Below are 16,648 nucleotides of genomic sequence, written 5' to 3'. Positions count from 1 at the left end.
GACATTAAAGATTTAGTCAAGTACGGCAACCTTGGGCGCTCTTAGCCCTCTGGGGAGCCGACGATCGAGCCCGCTTCGGGTGCCCGCTCAGCGTGGCGGACGGCCGCGATGATCCGCCGGGTAGGCCCATCGGGGTCTGGCAATTCCTCCAGGAGAAACCACTCGGCTGCGGTGGCCTCGCTGGCGACGTGTACGGATGGTCGAGTGGCGCACCGAATTCGGTAGATCACGTCGACATGCCGCAGGTCAGGATCCACGACGGTGGCGAACACGTCACCTGAGGTGACCACCAGACCGGTCTCTTCGCGTACTTCACGCACGACGCTCTCGTGCGGGAGCTCGCCCCGGTCGACAAGCCCGCCGGGCAAACTCCAACCCGACCGGTGCTCTTGGCGCAATGCCAGGAGGTGTCCCTCGTGCTCAATGATTGCCGCCGCGCCCATGCTGTAGGTCGGGCTCAGCGCACGAACGATCGCGTGGCTCGGCCGCGGCGGGATATAGCGAAAAGCGCGCAGCGCGATGCGCCGGAGAACTCCTGGATGGTCAGCGCTCATGTCGAGATCGCTTCCGCCGCTTCGTCACCGTCATCGAACTCAAGGACCTCGCCGCGGTGATGGTCGCGTACGGCCAGCGAGGCGTTCTTGATCACCGCGACGAGTGGAACCGCGATGAAGGCGCCAAACACTCCGCCCAGAATGGTTCCGGCAGTGACGCCCACCAGGATGGCCAGCGGATGGATGTCGACGGCCTTGCCGAGCAACACCGGATTGAGCAGATTGCCGAACAACTGCACGACCAGGATCAACGCAACGATCACCAGGACTGCGGTCGCCAGGCCCTGGCTCACCAGAGCAATGAGCGCGACGATGGCACCTGCGACCAAGATTCCGATGAGAGGGACTAGCGAGCCCAGGAAGAGCAAAATCGTGAGGGGGACGATCATCGGCAGGTCGGCCACGATCATTACCGGGACCATCGCCAGCGCATTGATCGCGGCCAGCACCACCAGAGCGCGCATATAACGCGTCAGGGTGCGCCAGGCGGCACGCCCGGCCTCGTAGGTGTGCGGCTGGGCGTGCGGGGGCACCAGGCCGACGAACCCACGCCAGATCTGCCCGCTGTCGAAGAGCAAAAACAACAGCGCGAACAACGTGAAGACCACTCCCGACAGCACGCCAATCGCGCCCGTGGCCGTCTCCATCAGGCCGGTGGTCAGGTTGCCGTCACTCAGGGTTTCCCCGAGTCCCGTGGTGTATTGCTCAGCGTCTTCGGCTTTCAGGCTCAACGGACCATGGACGAGCCAATCCCGAATCGAGACGGCTGCTTCGTTGAGTTGTCCGGTCATGTCGGGAGCGGATTCGGCGACTCTGGTCGCGACGAACCATCCAAGCGCGGTGACCCCACCAACCCCCAGGAAGAACACCAAAACTGCCGCGAGCGCCCGAGGCACTTTGTGGCTGACCAACCACGCCACGGCCGGCTGCAACAGCGCCGCCATCATGACCGCGGTCGACACCGTGATGGTGACCAGACTGACCTTGCTGAGGATCGTCACCAGCAAGAAGATCGCGGCGGCGATGGCGATGAAGCATGCCGACCACCACGCCGCGACGCGGACGCCAAAGGTCACTTCCAGTCGCGGATCTCGGGTGGTGGGGCTGGGCTCGGTCACACGATGAGCCTGCCAGGTCAGCCGATCGTGCGGGACAGAGCCCGGCCAGCCGTCCGACCAGTGAACAAACAGCCTCCCAGAAAGGTGCCTTCGAGCGCGTTGTAGCCATGCACCCCACCGCCGCCAAAACCTGCGGCTTCACCGGCGGCGTACAGGCCTGGGAGGGGCGATCCGTCAGCACGCAGTACGCGACCATCCAGATCGGTCTGCAGCCCGCCCAACGTCTTGCGGGTCAGGACGTGGAGCTTGATCGCGGTGAGCGGCCCGGCCTTCGGGTCAAGCACCTGGTGGGGGGCGGCGACTCGGCTGAGCTTGTCGCCGCGGTACCGCCTCGCATTGTGAATGCCCATCGTCTGGGCGTCCTTGGTGAAGGGGTTGAGCATCTCCCGGTCGCGTGCCTCAATCTGCTGCCGCACCGTGTCGAAATCCAGCAGCGCCTCATCCGTCAGCGCATTCATCTTGGCCACCAATGCGGCGAGCGTTGCTGCGGTGACGAAGTCGGGTCCGTGTTGGCGGAAGTCCTCAACCGGCCCGGGTGCGCCGGAGCCCAGCCGGGTCTTCACCAAGAGTCGGTAGTCACGGTCAGTCAGGTCCGGGTTTTGCTCCGAACCCGACAGCGCGAGCTCCTTCTCCAGCATCTTCTGGCTGACGATGAACCACGAGTGATCGTGTTCAGCCAGGCCCGGCGCGGTCCGCAGGTAGCGCAATGTGCCGAGGGTGTCGTACCCCGGGAGGTAAGGCGCCGGCAACAACCGTCCGAGTGCGTCGAACCACAACGGCGAGGGGCCCGGCAGGATGCGGATGGCGTGGTCTGGCCACACGGGACTCCAGTTGCGGATTCCCTCGGTGTAGTGCCACATCCGGTCCCGGTTGACCAACCGGGCGCCCGACTCCTCGGCAATGCCGAGCATCCGGCCGTCGACGTATGCCGGCACCCCGGTGATCATTGACCTCGGCGGGACACCCATCCGCGCCGGCCACAGTTCGCGGACGAGGTCATGATTACCACCAATTCCCCCGCTGCTCACCAGGACTGCCTGGCCGGTTAACTCGAAGTCGCCCACCGCGTCATCGCGATTTAACTCCCCCCGCGCGCCAGCATCGGGCGCGAGGATCGCTCCTCGAACACCGGTGACCGCACCGTCAGTCGTGACGAGTTCGTCTACGCGATGGCGGTGATAGAAGGTGATCGCACCGGTCTCGGCCGCTTCCCGCGCACTGTCGATGAACGGACCGACCACGCCGGTACCCGTGCCCCAGGCGACGTGAAACCGTGGCACGGAGTTGCCGTGTCCCATGGCGCGCCCATCGCCCCGCTCGGCCCAGCCGACCATGGGCGTGAATCGAATGCCTTTGCCGCGCAACCAATCCCGCTTCTCACCGGCGGCCCATTCGACGTAGGCCTTGGCCCATTTCGCGCCCCAGATGTCCTCGTCCTCAAGGCGGTCCCACCCGGCCGAGCCTTGCCAGTCCTGCCAGGCGAGGTCAAAGGAGTCGCGCACGCCGAGCCGGCGCTGCTCGGGAGTATCCACGAGGAAAAGGCCGCCGAAGGACCACCAGGCCTGCCCACCCAAGTTGACCGGAGAGGCCTGGTCGACCAAGGCCACGCGCCGACCTGCATCGACGAGTTCGCGCGCCGCCACGAGACCCGCGAGACCCGCGCCCACCACGATGACATCTGCATCCATGAGGCCAACCTACGTAACCTCCCGTCGCGTCGGGCGGCTCTAGCGCACAATCGGGGGGTGGGAGACGACCTGGCCGACATCACGCGTGAGTTGTATGCCGAGCTCCCTGGCGACTTCATTCGGGCGCGCGATGCTCGCGTCAAGGCACTGCGCTCGAAGGGGGCGCGCGACCTGGCGGGTCAGGTTAAGGCGCTGCGTCGCCCGACGGTAGCCGCCTGGCTGGTCAACCTGTTGGCTCACGAGCCCGGCGCTCTCGACCCGCTCACCGAGTTGGGCGAACAACTACGCGAGGCGCAATCACGACTAGCCGCCTCGGAGATGAAATCCCTTTCGGCACAACGACCTTCTCTGGTCGAGAACCTCGTCGCCGAGGCGGTTCGTCTGGCGGTTACGAGCGACGGCGCCTTCGAGGTCACTGCACCGATTCGCGAACAAGTCACCGCTACTCTGACCGCCGCGCTGGCAGACCCCCGCGCTGAACTCGCTGTCACGAGTGGGCAATTGGTGACGGCGCTGTCGTACGCCGGGTTCGGCGAGGTCGAGATCGGTGATTCTGTCGCGACGCCGTTGCGCATCCTTCCCGACCCGACCCCCGCGCCGGCGGCGCCCCCCAAGACCCCACCGGGACCAACGGCCGCCGAGATCGCACAGGCACAGGCCAAGGTCACTGTGGCCGCGCATACCCTGGAGGTCGCTGAGGCGGCACTTGCGCAAGCCCGCGCACGCCGCACAGCAGCCCGCCGCGAGTGGGAATCAGCAACTGCCGCATTAGAGGCCCTCGAAAAGGACCCCCACCCCTAACGCCGGTCGAGTAGGCGAGCGCCCTGGCGCGAGCCGTATCGAGACCAGCGCCTCGTCGAGCGCCCCACGCCGGTCGAGCCCCACGCCGGTCGAGCCCCACGCCGGTCGAGCTTGTCGAGACCACCCACCCGCTCGTCCAAACACATCGACTAGCGGCAAATGCATGGTGGGCGCCCGTACGGACCCCTCATGTGCCGCCACTCGATGGCCGATCGGGCGCCAAAGGCGCGCGCCAGTGCGCAGCCGGGTGGACGGACCGGGGTCTCGACAAGCTCGACCGGCGTTAGTCGGGCGCTCGACGAGGCGCTGGTCTCGATACGGCTCGCGCCAGGGCGCTCGCCTACTCGACCGGCGTTAGGGCCTCGACCGGCGTTAGGGGAGCTCGACGGCGTTAAGTGCTCGACCCGAATCAGGAATCAATCAGGGAGCTGAGGCTCACAGTGGGGTCGGCGAGGCGCTCGGCGTCGATGGGTTGGCCCGAAGCGAGTAGGGCCTCAATATCGTCTCCGGCGTCCCAGACGTTGACGTTCATGGCAGCGCGCACGATGTCTTCGGCGTCCAGCCAGAACAGGATGTGCTCGGAGTCGCTGCCGCGCTGGATGACGCGCTCGTCGTCGGGTCGCTCGCCGCGGAACTCCATACCGAGGTCGTACTGGTCGGTGAAGAAATACGGGAGCGCGTCGTAGTGCGCCTCGTCGCCCACCATTGTGGCCGCCGCGATGTCGGCCTGTGCCTGGGCGTTGGCCCAGTGCTCAACGCGGACCCGGTGGCCCAACGTCGGGTGCTCGGCGTGAGCGATGTCGCCCACCGCGACGATGTGCGAGTCGCTGGTGCGCAGGGTGTCGTCAACGACCAGGCCGTTGTCGACGTCGAGGCCAGCGGCAGCGGCGAGCTCGACCCGCGGCAGTGCTCCGACGGCCAGCAGAACCGCATCAGCCGGGATCGTCTCGCCATCTTTGAGGCGTACGCCAGTCACGGCGCCCGAGGTTCCCTCGCCTTCGATCGCATCCAGCGATATGCCCGTGCGGACGTCCACCCCATGGGAGCGATGCAGTTCTGCGAACCGGTCACCGATCGAGGCGCCTAGTGCCTTCAAAAGCACATGCTCGGAGCCTTCGAGAATGGTGACCTCCGCGCCCAGCTCGCGGGCGGATGCAGCGACCTCAAGGCCGATCCAGCCACCGCCGATCACCACGAGCCGCTTTCCCTTGCCGAGGACTTCGCGGAGTCCGGCGGCCTCCTCAATGGTGCGAAGCGTGACCACGCCAGGGCGCTGCACGCCGGGGACGCCGAGACCGCGCGGGCGTGAGCCCGTGGCCAACGCCAGCTGGTCGTAGGCCACCGCAGACCCATCAGACAAGGTGACGGTGCGGGTCGCCGGGTCGATTGCATCGGCAAACGTCCCGGACCGCACCTCGATGAGATTCTCTTGGTACCAAGAGGATTCGTGGACGGTGAAGTCCTCTTGGGACTCCTTTCCCGCGAGGAATCCCTTAGAGAGCGCAGGTCGCTCGTACGGAAGATGGGCCTCGGCCGAGATGAGCACGACGCGCGCATCACCATCGCGTTCGCGCAGAGCCTCCGCCGTTTTCGCACCAGCAAGTCCGCCGCCGACAATCACATACGTCGTCATGCATCCAGGCTAGGCCACCACCCGATCGCACGGTGGTGAGAGACTGACCCGCATGGCGATTTATAGCGTTGAGTACCGCTACACCGACGACTCCGCAGGCCGAGACACCCACCGCCCCGAACACCGGGCCTACCTCGATGCGCAGGAAGGTCTGCTGATCTCTGGGCCTTTTCGCGATGAACCGGCCGGGGCCTTGATCCTCCTGCGCGCCGAGAACGTCGAGGAAGTCGAGCGCATTCTCGCCGGGGACCCCTTTCAACGCGAGGGATTGGTCGCCAGCCAGACGATCCGTGACTTCAACCCGGTCCTGGGTCCGCACAGTGAGGCACTTCATGGGTGAGCCCGCCGTTCTCGAGTCCTGCTGGGTCGACGTGGACGGCACCTCGGTCCACTACGTCGACCTCCCCGGCCCGGCTGATGGGGACGAGCGTCCGACGTTCGTGCTGGTGCACGGCCTGGGCGGATCGCTCGTCAATTGGGATTCGTTGGCCCCTCTGCTCGCCGAGCATGGTCGGGTCCTTGCCCTCGACCTTGGGGGTTTCGGGTGGACGCAGAGCGCCGACGCGTCGGTGCCAGCCAATCGGAAACTGTTGACCGGATTCATCCACGCGCTCGACCTGCCGCCGGTCGTCCTGGTGGGCAATTCGATGGGCGGAATGCTGTCCGCTATGCACGCCGTTGAGGACCCGACGTCAGTCGCGCAGGTGGTGCTGGTCGACCCGGCCCTGCCAGGCAATCCGAAGCATCGCCCGTCGCCGACCGTGGCAGCGGTCTTCAGCACCTACCTGGTCCCGCCGCTGAGCCGCCGGTTGATGAAGGTCCGCGCGACCAAAGTGACACCTGAGCAGGCCGTACGCGAGATGCTCGCCCTGGTCACCCACGACCGCCGTCAGGTGCCGGCCTGGCTGCGTGCCCGCCACATACAGACCGCGCAGGATCGGGCGGCCAAGTTCGGGGCCGATGCCGACACCGCCTTTCTCGCTGCGGCGAAGTCCGTAGTGAAGACCATCCTGAAGAAGCCGTCCTACACCCGGGTCTTCAACTCCATCGATCGTCCGGTGCTACTGCTGCACGGTGCGCACGATCGCCTTGTCAGTGTGGGGGCTGCACGGGCGATGGCGCACAGCCATCCGAACTGGGCGTACGCCGAGGGTGCACATCTGGGGCACTGCCCCATGTTCGAGGACCCAGAGTGGGTTCGAGACCACATTCTGGCCTTCGGCCAGGCCTAAATCACAGGTAGGCCTGAGGCCCGAAATTTTGCGCCGACCAGCAGCGCGGGGCACTCTGGTATCAGGCCTTGCCCTCGGCGGGGCCCTGGACTGTGCTGGAAGGACCCATGAATCACACCTCGCGCCCCGCTCGGCAACTCGCTGCCGTTGCGCTGATCTTGCCGGTTTTCCTTGCTGGCTGCTCGGACGACGGTGAGCCCAAGGCGACCTCGACTCCGTCCAGTTCAACGTCTGCGACGCCCTCGGCTTCGAAGACCTCGTCGAGTTCGACGACCACCTCGGAAACCTCCACCAGCACCCCGCCAAGTTCGACGAGCACCACCAGCGGGTCGCCGTCGAGCACGCAGACTTCGCCCACGCCGTCCACGTCAGGTTCGTCCTCGGCAACGCCGTCCGCCTCCACACCGAAGACCTTGGACGGCAAGTTGATCGCGTCGTGCATCTCGGCGAGCAGCAAGGTCAACGGCGCCATCCGCGCATGGAACACGGCGGTCAGCAGCGGTAGTTCAACTCAGCGCGACAACGCCGCGGGCTTGCTGGGGCGTACGGCCGCCGATCTGCGCACGATGGCGTCCAAGTCGACCAACAAGGGCTTCACCTCACGTACCCGTGCTGTCGCCAATGAAATGGACGACATGAAGGGCTCGCACGACAACAACAAGAGCGTGGACTCCGGCGGCCTCAACTCCACCTACCGCACGCTTCGCACCTGGTGCACCGACCAGATCAAGCCATAGTTCTCGCTAGCTCAACTGGCCATTCCCGACGGCGAACGCGGCACCACCTGAGCCGCAACTGATCTCCGTGAAGACCAGTGTGAGCGTACGCACGCCACTCACGGCCACCGCGAGTTCGGCCCGCTGGCCAAAGCGCACCGTCTTGGACGCGAGCGTCCGACCGTCACCCTTAACAGTCACGCGCAGCACTGCCTGCTGTGATTCGGAGGCGTCGTCCTGTCCGACCGTGGCCGACAGCCTTTGGTAACGCCCCTTCAAGGGGAAGGCGTAGGTCGGTTGCTCGGAGTAGATCGTGCAGGCACTGATGGCGAACGAGTTCGGATAGCGCGTCCCCGCGATAGAAATTGGCCCCGAGCCGGGCCCGCCGAGAGAGTCGAGGGCAACCGTTTTCTTCGGAGTTGCTGTCGGTGTTGTTGTTGGTGTTGCTGTCGGTGACCGCGTCGGCTGCGCGGTCGTGGCGCGTGGTGGGGAACTCGTCGTGGAGGTCGCGGGTGCCGTGGTTGAACTCGGCGAGGCCGGGGTACTCAGCGTTTCCACGGCTTGCTCGCTGTAGAGCGGAGCACCACCGCATCCGCTGACGGCGAGCATTCCGCTCATACCCAGAACGGCGGCGGCCCGGCGCGTCATTCGCATCCGGCCAGTGTGACGAAAGATGTCTGCCCCGTCTGGTGTACGCGCCGGTCGGACCAAACGCCGGTCGGCCAAACGCCGGTCGAGCTTGTCGAGACCCCACGATGGTCTCGACACGGCTCGCGCCAGGGCGCTCGCCTGCTCGACCGACGTTGGAAGCTCGACCGACGTTGGAAGACCGCCACTCGATGAGTGCTCATCGGCCACGGGTGGAAGGATGGCGGAGTGCGCCTTTTGTTGATCCGACACGGTCAGACCCCAGCCAATGTCGCCGGAGCCCTCGACACCGTGCTGCCCGGGCCCGGGCTCACCGAGTTGGGAGCCCAGCAGGCACGGTCCATCCCCCAGACGGTGGCTGACGAGCCGGTCGAGGCGATCTATGTCTCCCAGGCGCTGCGTACGCACCTGACGGCTCGCCCCCTCGCGGACCATCTCGGGCTCGAGCCCGTGGAGCTGGCGGGCACCCACGAGGTGCAGGCCGGATCGGTGGAGAAGCGCACTGACGAGGAGAGCATTCGGACCTATCTGCGCTGTATGGCCCAGTGGGCCGACTCCGATCTGGACGTCACCATTCCCGGCGGCGAGCGCGGCACGGACTTTTTCGCTCGCTACGACTCCTCCGTGCAGCAGGTCTTCGACGCGGGCCATCAGGTCGCCGCGATCGTGAGTCACGGTGCGGCAATTCGCACCTGGACCACCCTTCGCAGCAGCAATCTCGGGCCGCGGTTCGCGTTGAACAACCCGCTCGCGAACACCGGTGTGGTCGTCGTCGACGGAGAGCCCGGCGCGTGGGTAGCCCGCAGCTGGATGGGCGTGCCGCTCGATCACGACGAGGACAATCCGTTCGACGGGCGCGCCGTGGAGCACGCCCAAACCTAAGGAGCAACCGTGGACCTCAGCACAGCCGACCTCTTCGACGAGCGCGGCGACGAGTTGGACTCGTGCTCGGTGCAGTTGCGTTCCTATGGCGGCCGGGCATGGTTCAGCGGTCCGATCGCCACGATTCGGTGCCATCGCGACAACGCCCTGCTCAAGCACACCCTGGCCACACCGGGCAATGATCGGGTGCTCGTGGTTGACGGCGGCGGATCACTCGAATCCGCGCTGATGGGCGACCTCATCGCCGCGAGCGCCGTCGAGCATGGCTGGGCGGGCGTCGTCATCCACGGGGCCGTACGCGACGTGGCGGCCCTGCGCGAACTCGACCTTGGCGTCCGGGCGCTGGGTTCCAACCCGCGCAAGAGCGCCAAGGAAGGGACCGGCGAGGTGGACGTACCGCTGACCTTCGGCGACGCGACCTTCACCCCGGGCGCGACCCTGTGGGCTGACGAGGACGGCATCCTCGTCACGCGCCGCTAGGTCAGCAGACCGCTACATCTGCCGGTCGAGCGCCTGCAGCCCGTCGAGCGCCTGTTGCACCGTTGCGGTGTCGGACGACCGAAGGGCTGAGTTGAGTCGCTTGACCTCGCTCGGCTTCACGCCAGCGGTCTGCGCTTTGGCCAGGTTGCTGGGCGACGTGAGTTTCAGGCTCAGCACATAGTTGGCCTGCGCCTGCACTTGCTGCGCCGGCGAGGCTTGCTCCGCCGAGGCCGAGCGATCGCTCGGTGCCCGGTATGCCTTACCCACGGCCCCGCCAAAGAGCGACGCGTACGCCTCATTGCCAGCGCGATTGGGGTGGTAGGACTCCTCCACCGGGTTACTCAGGCCGTTAATCCACTCCGGGTTATCGCAGACAGCGTGGCCCTTGAAGGTGCTCACCGGATCGACATAGCCGAACCCGTACGCCCCGGCCTTGCTCTTGATGAGCTCGCCGAGACTCGAGGTCGAGGAGTTGAGGCTGCTCTGCTCGTCCGGGCTGAAAAAGGTCGCGGCGTTGCAGTCCTCGCCGTTGAACAGGTGCGGGTACCCGCCGACCGTGACCTTCGCATTGGTGGCCTTGTTCTTGATCGTGCCGAACAACTCGTCGTAGCGGCCGGGAAGGCTGCCGTTCAGGATCGCGGTGCCGCCTGCGATGGCGCCTTCGCAGTCGCTGAGCCATCCGGGCTTGGCGCATTCGAGCAGCACGTCCGCGAATCCGACGTCGTTGCCGCCAATGGTCATCGTGACGAATGCCGTCGAACTGTTGAGGGTCCCTAGTTGGTTGTCCCGCACTCCGGCGGTCGTCGCACCCGAGCACGCCTGGTAGTCCAGGTTCAGGCCACTTTTCTGGGCCAGGAGCGCCGGATACCCGAGCTGCGAGCGATAGCAATCATCCACCTTTGACTTGGTGCCGGTACCCGCGGAGAACGAGTCTCCTAGCGCCACATAGGCGCCCGCGGCGGCGTGCGATGGGGATGCGGTGGACAGGACGAGAGCGGTCCCGACGGTCAACAGGCCTGCGGTGCGAATGGTCGACATGGCGTTCACTCTGGCCGAGAAATTGTGTGTATGGGTGAATGCGCGGCGAACAACTTGGGGCGGTCGTGGCCTACCGTTGGCACTCGTGACCAGCAATCTCGCGTGTATCGGCATGGCCGTGACCTCCACGGCGGGCCTTGACGCGCTTATCGCGGAACTCACCAGCCGGGACCGCGAATTCCTTCGGGAGAGCTTCGGCGTTCAGACCTATGCCTGGCAGGACCCAAGCGGCGCGCGCGTGGTTTACGACGTGCTGGCCGGGACTCCCCATATCGTGCCGACGTTTGCCGGGACGTCGGAGTTCGACTACGTCTCCATCGTTCCCGTGTCGACCGAGGTCACGAAGATCATGGTCACGAGCTCAGACGGCATAGGGCACACCGGCGTGACGTGCCAAGTTGAACAGCGACGCCACCTCAGCGACGTCCCGTCGAATGGGCGTATTTGCCTGACTGCGTTGGGAACTCACATCAGTGTGCATGCAGATATCGGCGCCTTCTTGGCCTCGGACGCCAGCCTTCTCGGCACCGAAGACGAGCTCGGACCCCCGCCGGCTCAGGTGCGCGATCGTGGCCTTGCGTGGCCACCGCGCATGTCGTCAAAAGCGTTCTTGGCCAATGGTTTCTACGGACCTGCCAAGCCAACTCCATACGCGCTCATGTCAGGGGTCGTGAGCCAGGTCGAGCCGAGAACCAACGAGTTGACGGGGGGCCGGTTCCTGGCGACCCAGGTGCGTACGGCAATCGGCGACCTCGATCTGTGCCTCGCCGGAGATGACTACGACGACGTCACTCCCGGCAACGTCATCGCCGGAACGGTCACGGTCGTCGGGTCTCTGGTGGCGCCAGAAATTGCCGGCCGTCCGCGCCCGGGCGAGTCTCGCCGGGCCTGGCGGCGGCGTACCGGCCGGGAGTAGCCCGCCCCGGACGCTGACTTCGCGGCACCGAGAGGTCGGGCGGCAGGAATACGGGTCGGCGGCGGTCGGGCATCATCGCGCGCGTCACCTGTGGCTGCGGGCGGTCGGCCGGCGCGGCGTCGACACCGAAGCCGGCCAGGGCGAGGCGCGCATAGGCCTCGTGGCCCGCGCCGTTGGGGTGGAAAGACTCCTCCAGTGGGTAGGACGCTCCGTGAACCCATTCTTGATCCGCGCAGGTCCCGTGAGCGGCGAATTCCTCTCGCACATCAACGAATTCGGCTCCACTCTCGGAACAGACCTTGCCCATCACCTCGGCCATCCGATCAGCAATGCCGTTCATCCGCGCGATCTCGTCGTCGGTGAAGAAGGTCACCAGACTGCAATCTCCGGATGAGAAGAGTCGCGGGTAGCCGACCATGACGATCTGCGCTTGCGGGCCGCGACTCTTGATCGCATCGAACAAGACATCCAACGCCTGGGGAAGATCCTCCCCGACCCTGCGCTCGGTCTCGGCCAACACCGCGCCGCTGTCTGAGAGCCAGGAAGGCTTGGCGATCTCGGTGAGCACGTCTGCGAAGCCGAGGTCGTTGCCGCCCGCCGTGACACTCACCCGGCTGGTCTCGCGAGTGATCACGCCCGTCTGGATCGTCGCGACTTCCACCGTCGTCGCGCCCGGGCAGGCCTCGTAGAGCAAGGCTTCGTCCAGCGCCCGAGACACGGCCAACGGATATCCAGCAGAGGTGCGGCCGCAACCATCCTCAGGCGTTCCGGCACCTACCCCGGCAGCGTAGGAATCACCGAGCGCGACATACGTCATGGCCTCAGCATGCCTGGTTCATCACTTATGCGTGGCCCGCGCGCAGCACGATCTGCAACTCGAACCGGGAGGTGGGGTCGTCCAGGGCGGCGCCAAACAACTCACGAAGCTGCCCGACTCGATAACCCACGGTTTGGGGGTGGATGTGGAGCTCGGCGGCCACTTTGGATCGCTCGCCTTGATGGCCGAGCCAGGAGAGCAAGGTCTTGGCGAGCCTCGCTCGCTGGCCGGGGCGTAGACCGTCCAGCGGCGCGAGGCATTGCGCCGCCAGGTCGGCCACCAACTCTGGCTCGTGGCCGAGGACGAGGGTGGACAGGTGGTCGCGGACCCACCACGGTCCTTCTCCCTCGGCCTGGTGAACGCTCGCCGGGTCTGGCATGGTCATCGCCGCGTGGGCAGCGCGTAGTGACGCCGCAGCCCGCAGCCAAGGTCGTGCCGGGCCGATCCAGGCGCGACGATCGGCCAGGGCATGCTCCAGTCTCCGGCGGGCTCGGCCACTGGTGGGCGCGGGCGCCACCATGACGACCTGGTCCGGCCGTCCGCGCACCAACCCGGTCTCTCCCAGTGCGAGGCGAAGGCCGTCGGCCCGCTCCGTGGGCAGCACAGCAACCACCACCTCCGCAGGGATCGGCCAGCCCGCCTCGGTTGCCAACTGGCGCAGGTCGGCCTCATCGGCACGCCCGGACACGAGTTGTTCCACGAGCTGCGCGCGCCGCCGGTCTCGTTCTCCAGCACGGCGAAACTGCTCGGCGGTGAACGCCTCGATGCTCGCGGTGGTGAGTTCGTCCATGTAGGCAAAGATCGACTCGCCCAAGGGCATCAAGACGGTCGGGTCCAGACCCTCCTCCACCGCGATACGCGACACGGCACGGAAGGCCACGCGAGCGCCGATGCGGTAGGCCGCCAGCAGCACCTCCATCGGTCGACCGGTCCGGGCTTCGCCCTTACCGAGCCCGACGTAAACCTGTCGCGCGTGCGGCGGCAGCGCTGGCTCAGTGGAGCCAGGCAACTCCAGCAGCAACCGCGACAGCGCCACCTCCACGCCGCGACGTACGGCGACGCCGAAATCGCCTTCTAGAGGTCGCGCATAGGCCGGGACGTCGCGCTGGATGACCTCGATGATGGCGCCGACGACCTCGCTCATATGCGGCTTCATCGCATCAGAGACATCGCGCGGCAGCGCAGCCCAAGGCGGCGCGTCGTCGGTCAGCTCTACGACGTGACGGCTCATGACAGGCCGTTCACCACCTTTTTGCTCGTGTTAAGACAAACAAGCGCCCTGTAGTTGTGGTCTGAGGCAGCAGAATATGACCGCTCGCGCCAATCACACTAGTGGGGTGAGTCGTGGAGGAGGACAGTTGGCGCGTCGCGCCCTCGGCGTCTTCACCGCCCCCTTCGCTCCCGAAGACTTTCTCAACCTCGTCAGCCCACTCTCCTCGGCCCGACAGTTGCGCGGGGTGGTGACTGCGGTGACACCAGAGACGGCCAATAGCGCCACCATCTCGTTCCGACCGGGCCGCGGGTGGCACGCCCACGAGGCCGGTCAGTATGCCCGCATCGGGGTCGAGATCGACGGCATCCGGCAGTGGCGGTCGTACTCCCTGTCCGCTCCCGAAGGCGCCAACCCCGCCGTGACCGTGACGGCGATCGGCCGGGTGTCACGCCACCTGGTCGAGCACACCAAACCCGGTGACGTGTTTTTCCTCGCGCCGCCCCAGGGCGACTTCGTCCTGCCGCCTGGCCCGCGCCCACTCCTCATGCTGACCGCGGGCTCCGGCATCACGCCGGTCATGTCGATGATCCGTACGCTCCTCCCGCGACGGCGCGACGCGGACGTCGTGCTGATCCATTCCGAGCGCAGCCAGGAGGTCGCGCTTTTCCGCGACGAACTCGCCGACCTTGAGCGCACCTACCGGGCATTGCACGTCGTACACCGCTGGACTGAATCCGAAGGGCGCATTGACTTCTCCACCATTGCCGACCTTGACGACCTCTGCCCTGATTGGCGCTCGCGCAAGGCCTTTGTCTGCGGTCCGAGCGAACTCCTCGATGACGCGACCGAGTTTTGGCAGACCTTTCATGCGCCCGATGAGTTGTCCGTGGAAAGGTTCGAAACCTCACTCTTGGTCGATGACGGCGCCGGTGGTCGCGTCGTGTTCGAAAAGTCCGACAAGGAAGCCGACGCCGACGGCGCCACCACCCTCCTCGAGGCCGGCGAAAACGCCGGCGTACTCATGCCCCACGGATGCCGTATGGGCATCTGCCACAGCTGCCTCACGCCACTGCTCTCTGGCCAGGTCAAAGACCTGCGCACCGGCGAGATCCGCCAAGACGAGGGCGAACTCATCCAAACGTGCATTTCGGCTGCCGCTGGCCCGGTGCACCTTGACGTCTGAATTCCAGCAGGAGGACCTATGACCCTGACCGATGCACCCCCCGCGAGCGCCACCGACCCCGTGGTCGACACCTCGTTGCGTCGGGGCAGTAAGCCATCGGTCACCCAGCGCACTGGCGTCCTCCCCGCCGCTGGCAGCCCCGCCGTCCGTCCACCGGGTGCCGACCACCTCAGCGACGAGGAAGTACGCCAACTCGGAGCCGAGCTCGACGCCATCCGCGACGAAGTGATCGCCTCGCGCGGGGCCAAGGATGCGGCGTACATCAAGCGAATGGTCAAGATCACCCGCGGCCTCGAGGTTGGTGGCCGCGCGATGTTGCTGGCCTCGCGATACCGCCCGGCATGGGCTCTTGGCACCGGGATGCTGGCGCTCGGCAAGGTGCTGGACAACATGGAGGTAGGCCACAACACCCTTCATGGGCAATGGGATTGGATGCGCGACCCAGATATTCACTCCACCACTTATGAGTGGGACTTCGTCGCTCCCGCGCGCGGCTGGCAGCACACGCACAACGACCTGCACCACACCTGGACCAATGTCATCGGCAAAGACCGCGACGTCGGCTACAACATCCTGCGCGTCGATGAAGACCAGCCGTGGGCGCGGCGCGACCTGTTCAACCCACTCGTCAACGCGGGTCTGGCGTTGGTCTTCGAGTGGGGCATTGCCTCCTATGACCTGGAGTGGGACCAGGTGCAGGAGGGGCATAAGACCAAGGAGGCCTTCGACGCCGATGTCCGCTTGTTGAAGACCAAAGCGATCAAGCAGATCACCAAGGAGTACATCGCTTTTCCGGTGGTCGCGCAGGTGGTGGCTAAGTCCGGCACCGGCGCGTTGACCGGGTCCGTGGCGGCCAACGCGATCCGCAATGTATGGGCGCACTCGGTCATCTTTTGCGGCCACTTCCCCGAGGGCGTCGAGACCTTCACTGAAGACATGATCGAAGGCGAGAGCCGTGGTGACTGGTACGTACGACAGATGATGGGCTCGGCAAACCTGTCCGGTAGCAAGCTCTTTCATATCCTGACGGGAAATCTCAGCCACCAGATTGAGCACCACTGCTTCCCGGACATCCCGTCCAACCGCTACTTCGAGATCGCGCCGCGAGTGCGCCAGATCTGCGAGCGCTACGGGCTCCCCTACACCACCGGCCCCCTGCCTAAGCAGCTTGCATCGACCTGGAAGCGGATCATCCAACTGTCATTGCCGGACGGCGCCCGCTGGCGCGACGCCCGGCGTCTGTGGCGCGAGAACGCACCCCAGGCGTTATGAGGGGAAGGTCCGCCGCGACCGGTTTCGGTTTCCGCCACTTTCAGCGGATTGGCGTGACCACGCGGCGACTCGCCCGCAATGGTGTGCGTGACATTGATTCCGCGACGAAGGACAGGTCCATGCGTTCCACTCTGATCAGTACGCTCGCCACCGCGGCGACCGCTGCCGCAATCTTGGTTCCTACAGGTTCGGCGGAAGCCGCGGGTAGTTGCGACCTGTGGCGATCCACGAACGGCGCGAAGACCGGCTTTGCTCGGTGCACCTCATTCGACGGCGCCGCGAAATACAAGATCCGCGTGTCCTGCAGCAAGGGCGGGACGGTCTACTCGCCCAAGGTGAGCGTCGGGCAGACCACCTGGGCCACCTGCAAGTCGGGCTACGTCACGCACACCACGCTCTTTCGCGCCTGAGATGTCCGGGGTGGCCGGAAGGGCCCGGCCACCCCTGACACACTGCG

19 protein-coding genes are annotated in these 16,648 nt (G+C 66.0%); 10 read left to right on the top strand and 9 right to left on the bottom strand.

What is annotated here, in order from left to right; genetic code table 11:
* Nucleotides 1-41: 41 nt before the first annotated feature.
* The 3 genes from F562_RS0114765 to F562_RS0114755 are packed head-to-tail and all read right to left on the bottom strand — an operon-like array spanning nt 42 to nt 3,360.
* Nucleotides 42-554 (bottom strand): NUDIX domain-containing protein, encoded by a 513-nt coding sequence (locus tag F562_RS0114765; protein WP_018157746.1) that lies wholly within the window; start codon nt 552-554, stop codon nt 42-44.
* Nucleotides 551-1,672, bottom strand: coding sequence for an AI-2E family transporter (locus tag F562_RS0114760; RefSeq protein ID WP_018157745.1), 1,122 nt, complete (start codon nt 1,670-1,672; stop codon nt 551-553). The genes F562_RS0114765 and F562_RS0114760 overlap by 4 nt, the downstream gene beginning before the upstream one ends.
* A 17-nt stretch (nt 1,673-1,689) precedes the next feature.
* Nucleotides 1,690-3,360: an FAD-binding dehydrogenase gene (locus F562_RS0114755; RefSeq protein WP_018157744.1), complete on the bottom strand. Its 1,671-nt coding sequence runs from the start codon at nt 3,358-3,360 to the stop codon at nt 1,690-1,692.
* Between the two features lie 57 nt (nt 3,361-3,417).
* Here F562_RS0114755 and F562_RS20365 point away from each other — a divergent pair, with 57 nt between their 5' ends.
* Nucleotides 3,418-4,161 (top strand): hypothetical protein, encoded by a 744-nt coding sequence (locus F562_RS20365; RefSeq protein WP_018157743.1) that lies wholly within the window; start codon nt 3,418-3,420, stop codon nt 4,159-4,161.
* 409 nt (nt 4,162-4,570) lie between these two features.
* On the opposite strand, the gene F562_RS0114745 is transcribed toward F562_RS20365, so the two are convergent.
* Nucleotides 4,571-5,794, bottom strand: coding sequence for an NAD(P)/FAD-dependent oxidoreductase (locus F562_RS0114745; RefSeq protein WP_026181308.1), 1,224 nt, complete (start codon nt 5,792-5,794; stop codon nt 4,571-4,573).
* Nucleotides 5,795-5,846: 52 nt separating this feature from the next.
* Here F562_RS0114745 and F562_RS0114740 point away from each other — a divergent pair, with 52 nt between their 5' ends.
* Together F562_RS0114740 and F562_RS0114735 are read left to right on the top strand one after the other, a co-directional pair.
* Nucleotides 5,847-6,134, top strand: coding sequence for a YciI family protein (locus F562_RS0114740; RefSeq protein WP_018157741.1), 288 nt, complete (start codon nt 5,847-5,849; stop codon nt 6,132-6,134).
* Nucleotides 6,127-7,026, top strand: a complete 900-nt coding sequence (locus tag F562_RS0114735; protein WP_018157740.1) for an alpha/beta fold hydrolase — start codon at nt 6,127-6,129, stop codon at nt 7,024-7,026. Before F562_RS0114740 ends, F562_RS0114735 begins: the two co-directional genes overlap by 8 nt.
* Before the next feature lie 112 nt (nt 7,027-7,138).
* Here F562_RS0114735 and F562_RS0114730 read toward each other — a convergent pair whose 3' ends face one another.
* Entirely contained in the window at nt 7,139-7,468 is a 330-nt protein-coding gene (locus F562_RS0114730; protein ID WP_156822681.1) for a hypothetical protein, read from the bottom strand.
* Between F562_RS0114730 and F562_RS0114725 the strand changes: the two genes are divergently transcribed.
* Nucleotides 7,452-7,763, top strand: coding sequence for a hypothetical protein (locus F562_RS0114725; protein ID WP_018157738.1), 312 nt, complete (start codon nt 7,452-7,454; stop codon nt 7,761-7,763). The two genes, F562_RS0114730 and F562_RS0114725, sit on opposite strands and share 17 nt — an antisense overlap.
* Before the next feature lie 6 nt (nt 7,764-7,769).
* Here the strand turns inward: F562_RS0114725 and F562_RS0114720 are convergent, their stop codons facing one another.
* Complete coding sequence (locus F562_RS0114720; protein WP_156822680.1) at nt 7,770-8,396, bottom strand: NPCBM/NEW2 domain-containing protein; 627 nt, start codon at nt 8,394-8,396, stop codon at nt 7,770-7,772.
* Nucleotides 8,397-8,618: 222 nt separating this feature from the next.
* Between F562_RS0114720 and F562_RS0114715 the strand changes: the two genes are divergently transcribed.
* Entirely contained in the window at nt 8,619-9,272 is a 654-nt protein-coding gene (locus F562_RS0114715) for a histidine phosphatase family protein (RefSeq protein WP_026181307.1), read from the top strand.
* Nucleotides 9,273-9,281: 9 nt separating this feature from the next.
* Nucleotides 9,282-9,752 carry a ribonuclease E activity regulator RraA gene (gene rraA / locus F562_RS0114710; RefSeq protein ID WP_018157735.1) on the top strand — a complete coding sequence of 157 codons (471 nt, stop codon included), beginning with the start codon at nt 9,282-9,284 and terminating at the stop codon, nt 9,750-9,752.
* A 12-nt stretch (nt 9,753-9,764) separates the two neighbouring features.
* Here rraA and F562_RS19460 read toward each other — a convergent pair whose 3' ends face one another.
* Nucleotides 9,765-10,790, bottom strand: a complete 1,026-nt coding sequence (locus tag F562_RS19460; protein WP_018157734.1) for an SGNH/GDSL hydrolase family protein — start codon at nt 10,788-10,790, stop codon at nt 9,765-9,767.
* A gap of 85 nt (nt 10,791-10,875) precedes the next feature.
* On the opposite strand from F562_RS19460, the gene F562_RS0114700 reads away from it, so the two are divergent.
* A complete protein-coding gene (locus F562_RS0114700; protein WP_156822679.1) occupies nt 10,876-11,706 on the top strand; it encodes a hypothetical protein in 831 nt (276 codons plus the stop codon).
* Here F562_RS0114700 and F562_RS19455 read toward each other — a convergent pair.
* Together F562_RS19455 and F562_RS0114690 are read right to left on the bottom strand one after the other, a co-directional pair.
* Nucleotides 11,609-12,523 carry an SGNH/GDSL hydrolase family protein gene (locus F562_RS19455; protein ID WP_018157732.1) on the bottom strand — a complete coding sequence of 305 codons (915 nt, stop codon included), beginning with the start codon at nt 12,521-12,523 and terminating at the stop codon, nt 11,609-11,611. The genes F562_RS0114700 and F562_RS19455 overlap by 98 nt on opposite strands.
* A 25-nt stretch (nt 12,524-12,548) precedes the next feature.
* Entirely contained in the window at nt 12,549-13,754 is a 1,206-nt protein-coding gene (locus tag F562_RS0114690; RefSeq protein WP_018157731.1) for a PucR-like N-terminal domain-containing protein, read from the bottom strand.
* A gap of 76 nt (nt 13,755-13,830) precedes the next feature.
* Between F562_RS0114690 and F562_RS0114685 the strand changes: the two genes are divergently transcribed.
* The 3 genes from F562_RS0114685 (at nt 13,831) to F562_RS19450 (ending at nt 16,601) form a co-directional block, all read left to right on the top strand.
* Nucleotides 13,831-14,919, top strand: coding sequence for a ferredoxin reductase (locus F562_RS0114685; protein WP_083915568.1), 1,089 nt, complete (start codon nt 13,831-13,833; stop codon nt 14,917-14,919).
* Nucleotides 14,920-14,937: 18 nt separating this feature from the next.
* The gene (locus F562_RS0114680; protein WP_018157729.1) at nt 14,938-16,191 is read left to right on the top strand and encodes a fatty acid desaturase family protein; all 1,254 of its coding nucleotides are present in this window, start codon (nt 14,938-14,940) and stop codon (nt 16,189-16,191) included.
* Between the two features lie 119 nt (nt 16,192-16,310).
* Nucleotides 16,311-16,601, top strand: coding sequence for a hypothetical protein (locus F562_RS19450; protein WP_018157728.1), 291 nt, complete (start codon nt 16,311-16,313; stop codon nt 16,599-16,601).
* Nucleotides 16,602-16,648 lie beyond the last annotated feature (47 nt).

Origin of the sequence: Demetria terragena DSM 11295, from assembly GCF_000376825.1 — a bacterium.
Lineage (GTDB): Bacteria > Actinomycetota > Actinomycetes > Actinomycetales > Dermatophilaceae > Demetria > Demetria terragena.
Note: the sequence above shows the minus strand (reverse complement) of the source record. Positions and strands in the feature narration are given on the sequence as shown.

Excerpts from the sequence above, each read along its gene's own strand:
- F562_RS0114765 (WP_018157746.1), bottom strand. The coding sequence starts at position 554 with ATGAGCGCTGACCATCCAGGAGTTCTCCGGCGCATCGCGCTGCGCGCT.
- F562_RS0114755 (WP_018157744.1), bottom strand. The coding sequence starts at position 3,360 with ATGGATGCAGATGTCATCGTGGTGGGCGCGGGTCTCGCGGGTCTCGTG.
- F562_RS0114745 (WP_026181308.1), bottom strand. The coding sequence starts at position 5,794 with ATGACGACGTATGTGATTGTCGGCGGCGGACTTGCTGGTGCGAAAACG.
- F562_RS0114740 (WP_018157741.1), top strand. The coding sequence starts at position 5,847 with ATGGCGATTTATAGCGTTGAGTACCGCTACACCGACGACTCCGCAGGC.
- F562_RS0114735 (WP_018157740.1), top strand. The coding sequence starts at position 6,127 with ATGGGTGAGCCCGCCGTTCTCGAGTCCTGCTGGGTCGACGTGGACGGC.
- F562_RS0114730 (WP_156822681.1), bottom strand. The coding sequence starts at position 7,468 with ATGCACGACGCGATCAACTTGCCGTCCAAGGTCTTCGGTGTGGAGGCG.
- F562_RS0114720 (WP_156822680.1), bottom strand. The coding sequence starts at position 8,396 with ATGCGAATGACGCGCCGGGCCGCCGCCGTTCTGGGTATGAGCGGAATG.
- F562_RS19460 (WP_018157734.1), bottom strand. The coding sequence starts at position 10,790 with ATGTCGACCATTCGCACCGCAGGCCTGTTGACCGTCGGGACCGCTCTC.
- F562_RS19455 (WP_018157732.1), bottom strand. The coding sequence starts at position 12,523 with ATGACGTATGTCGCGCTCGGTGATTCCTACGCTGCCGGGGTAGGTGCC.
- F562_RS0114690 (WP_018157731.1), bottom strand. The coding sequence starts at position 13,754 with ATGAGCCGTCACGTCGTAGAGCTGACCGACGACGCGCCGCCTTGGGCT.
- F562_RS0114685 (WP_083915568.1), top strand. The coding sequence starts at position 13,831 with ATGACCGCTCGCGCCAATCACACTAGTGGGGTGAGTCGTGGAGGAGGA.
- F562_RS0114680 (WP_018157729.1), top strand. The coding sequence starts at position 14,938 with ATGACCCTGACCGATGCACCCCCCGCGAGCGCCACCGACCCCGTGGTC.
- F562_RS19450 (WP_018157728.1), top strand. The coding sequence starts at position 16,311 with ATGCGTTCCACTCTGATCAGTACGCTCGCCACCGCGGCGACCGCTGCC.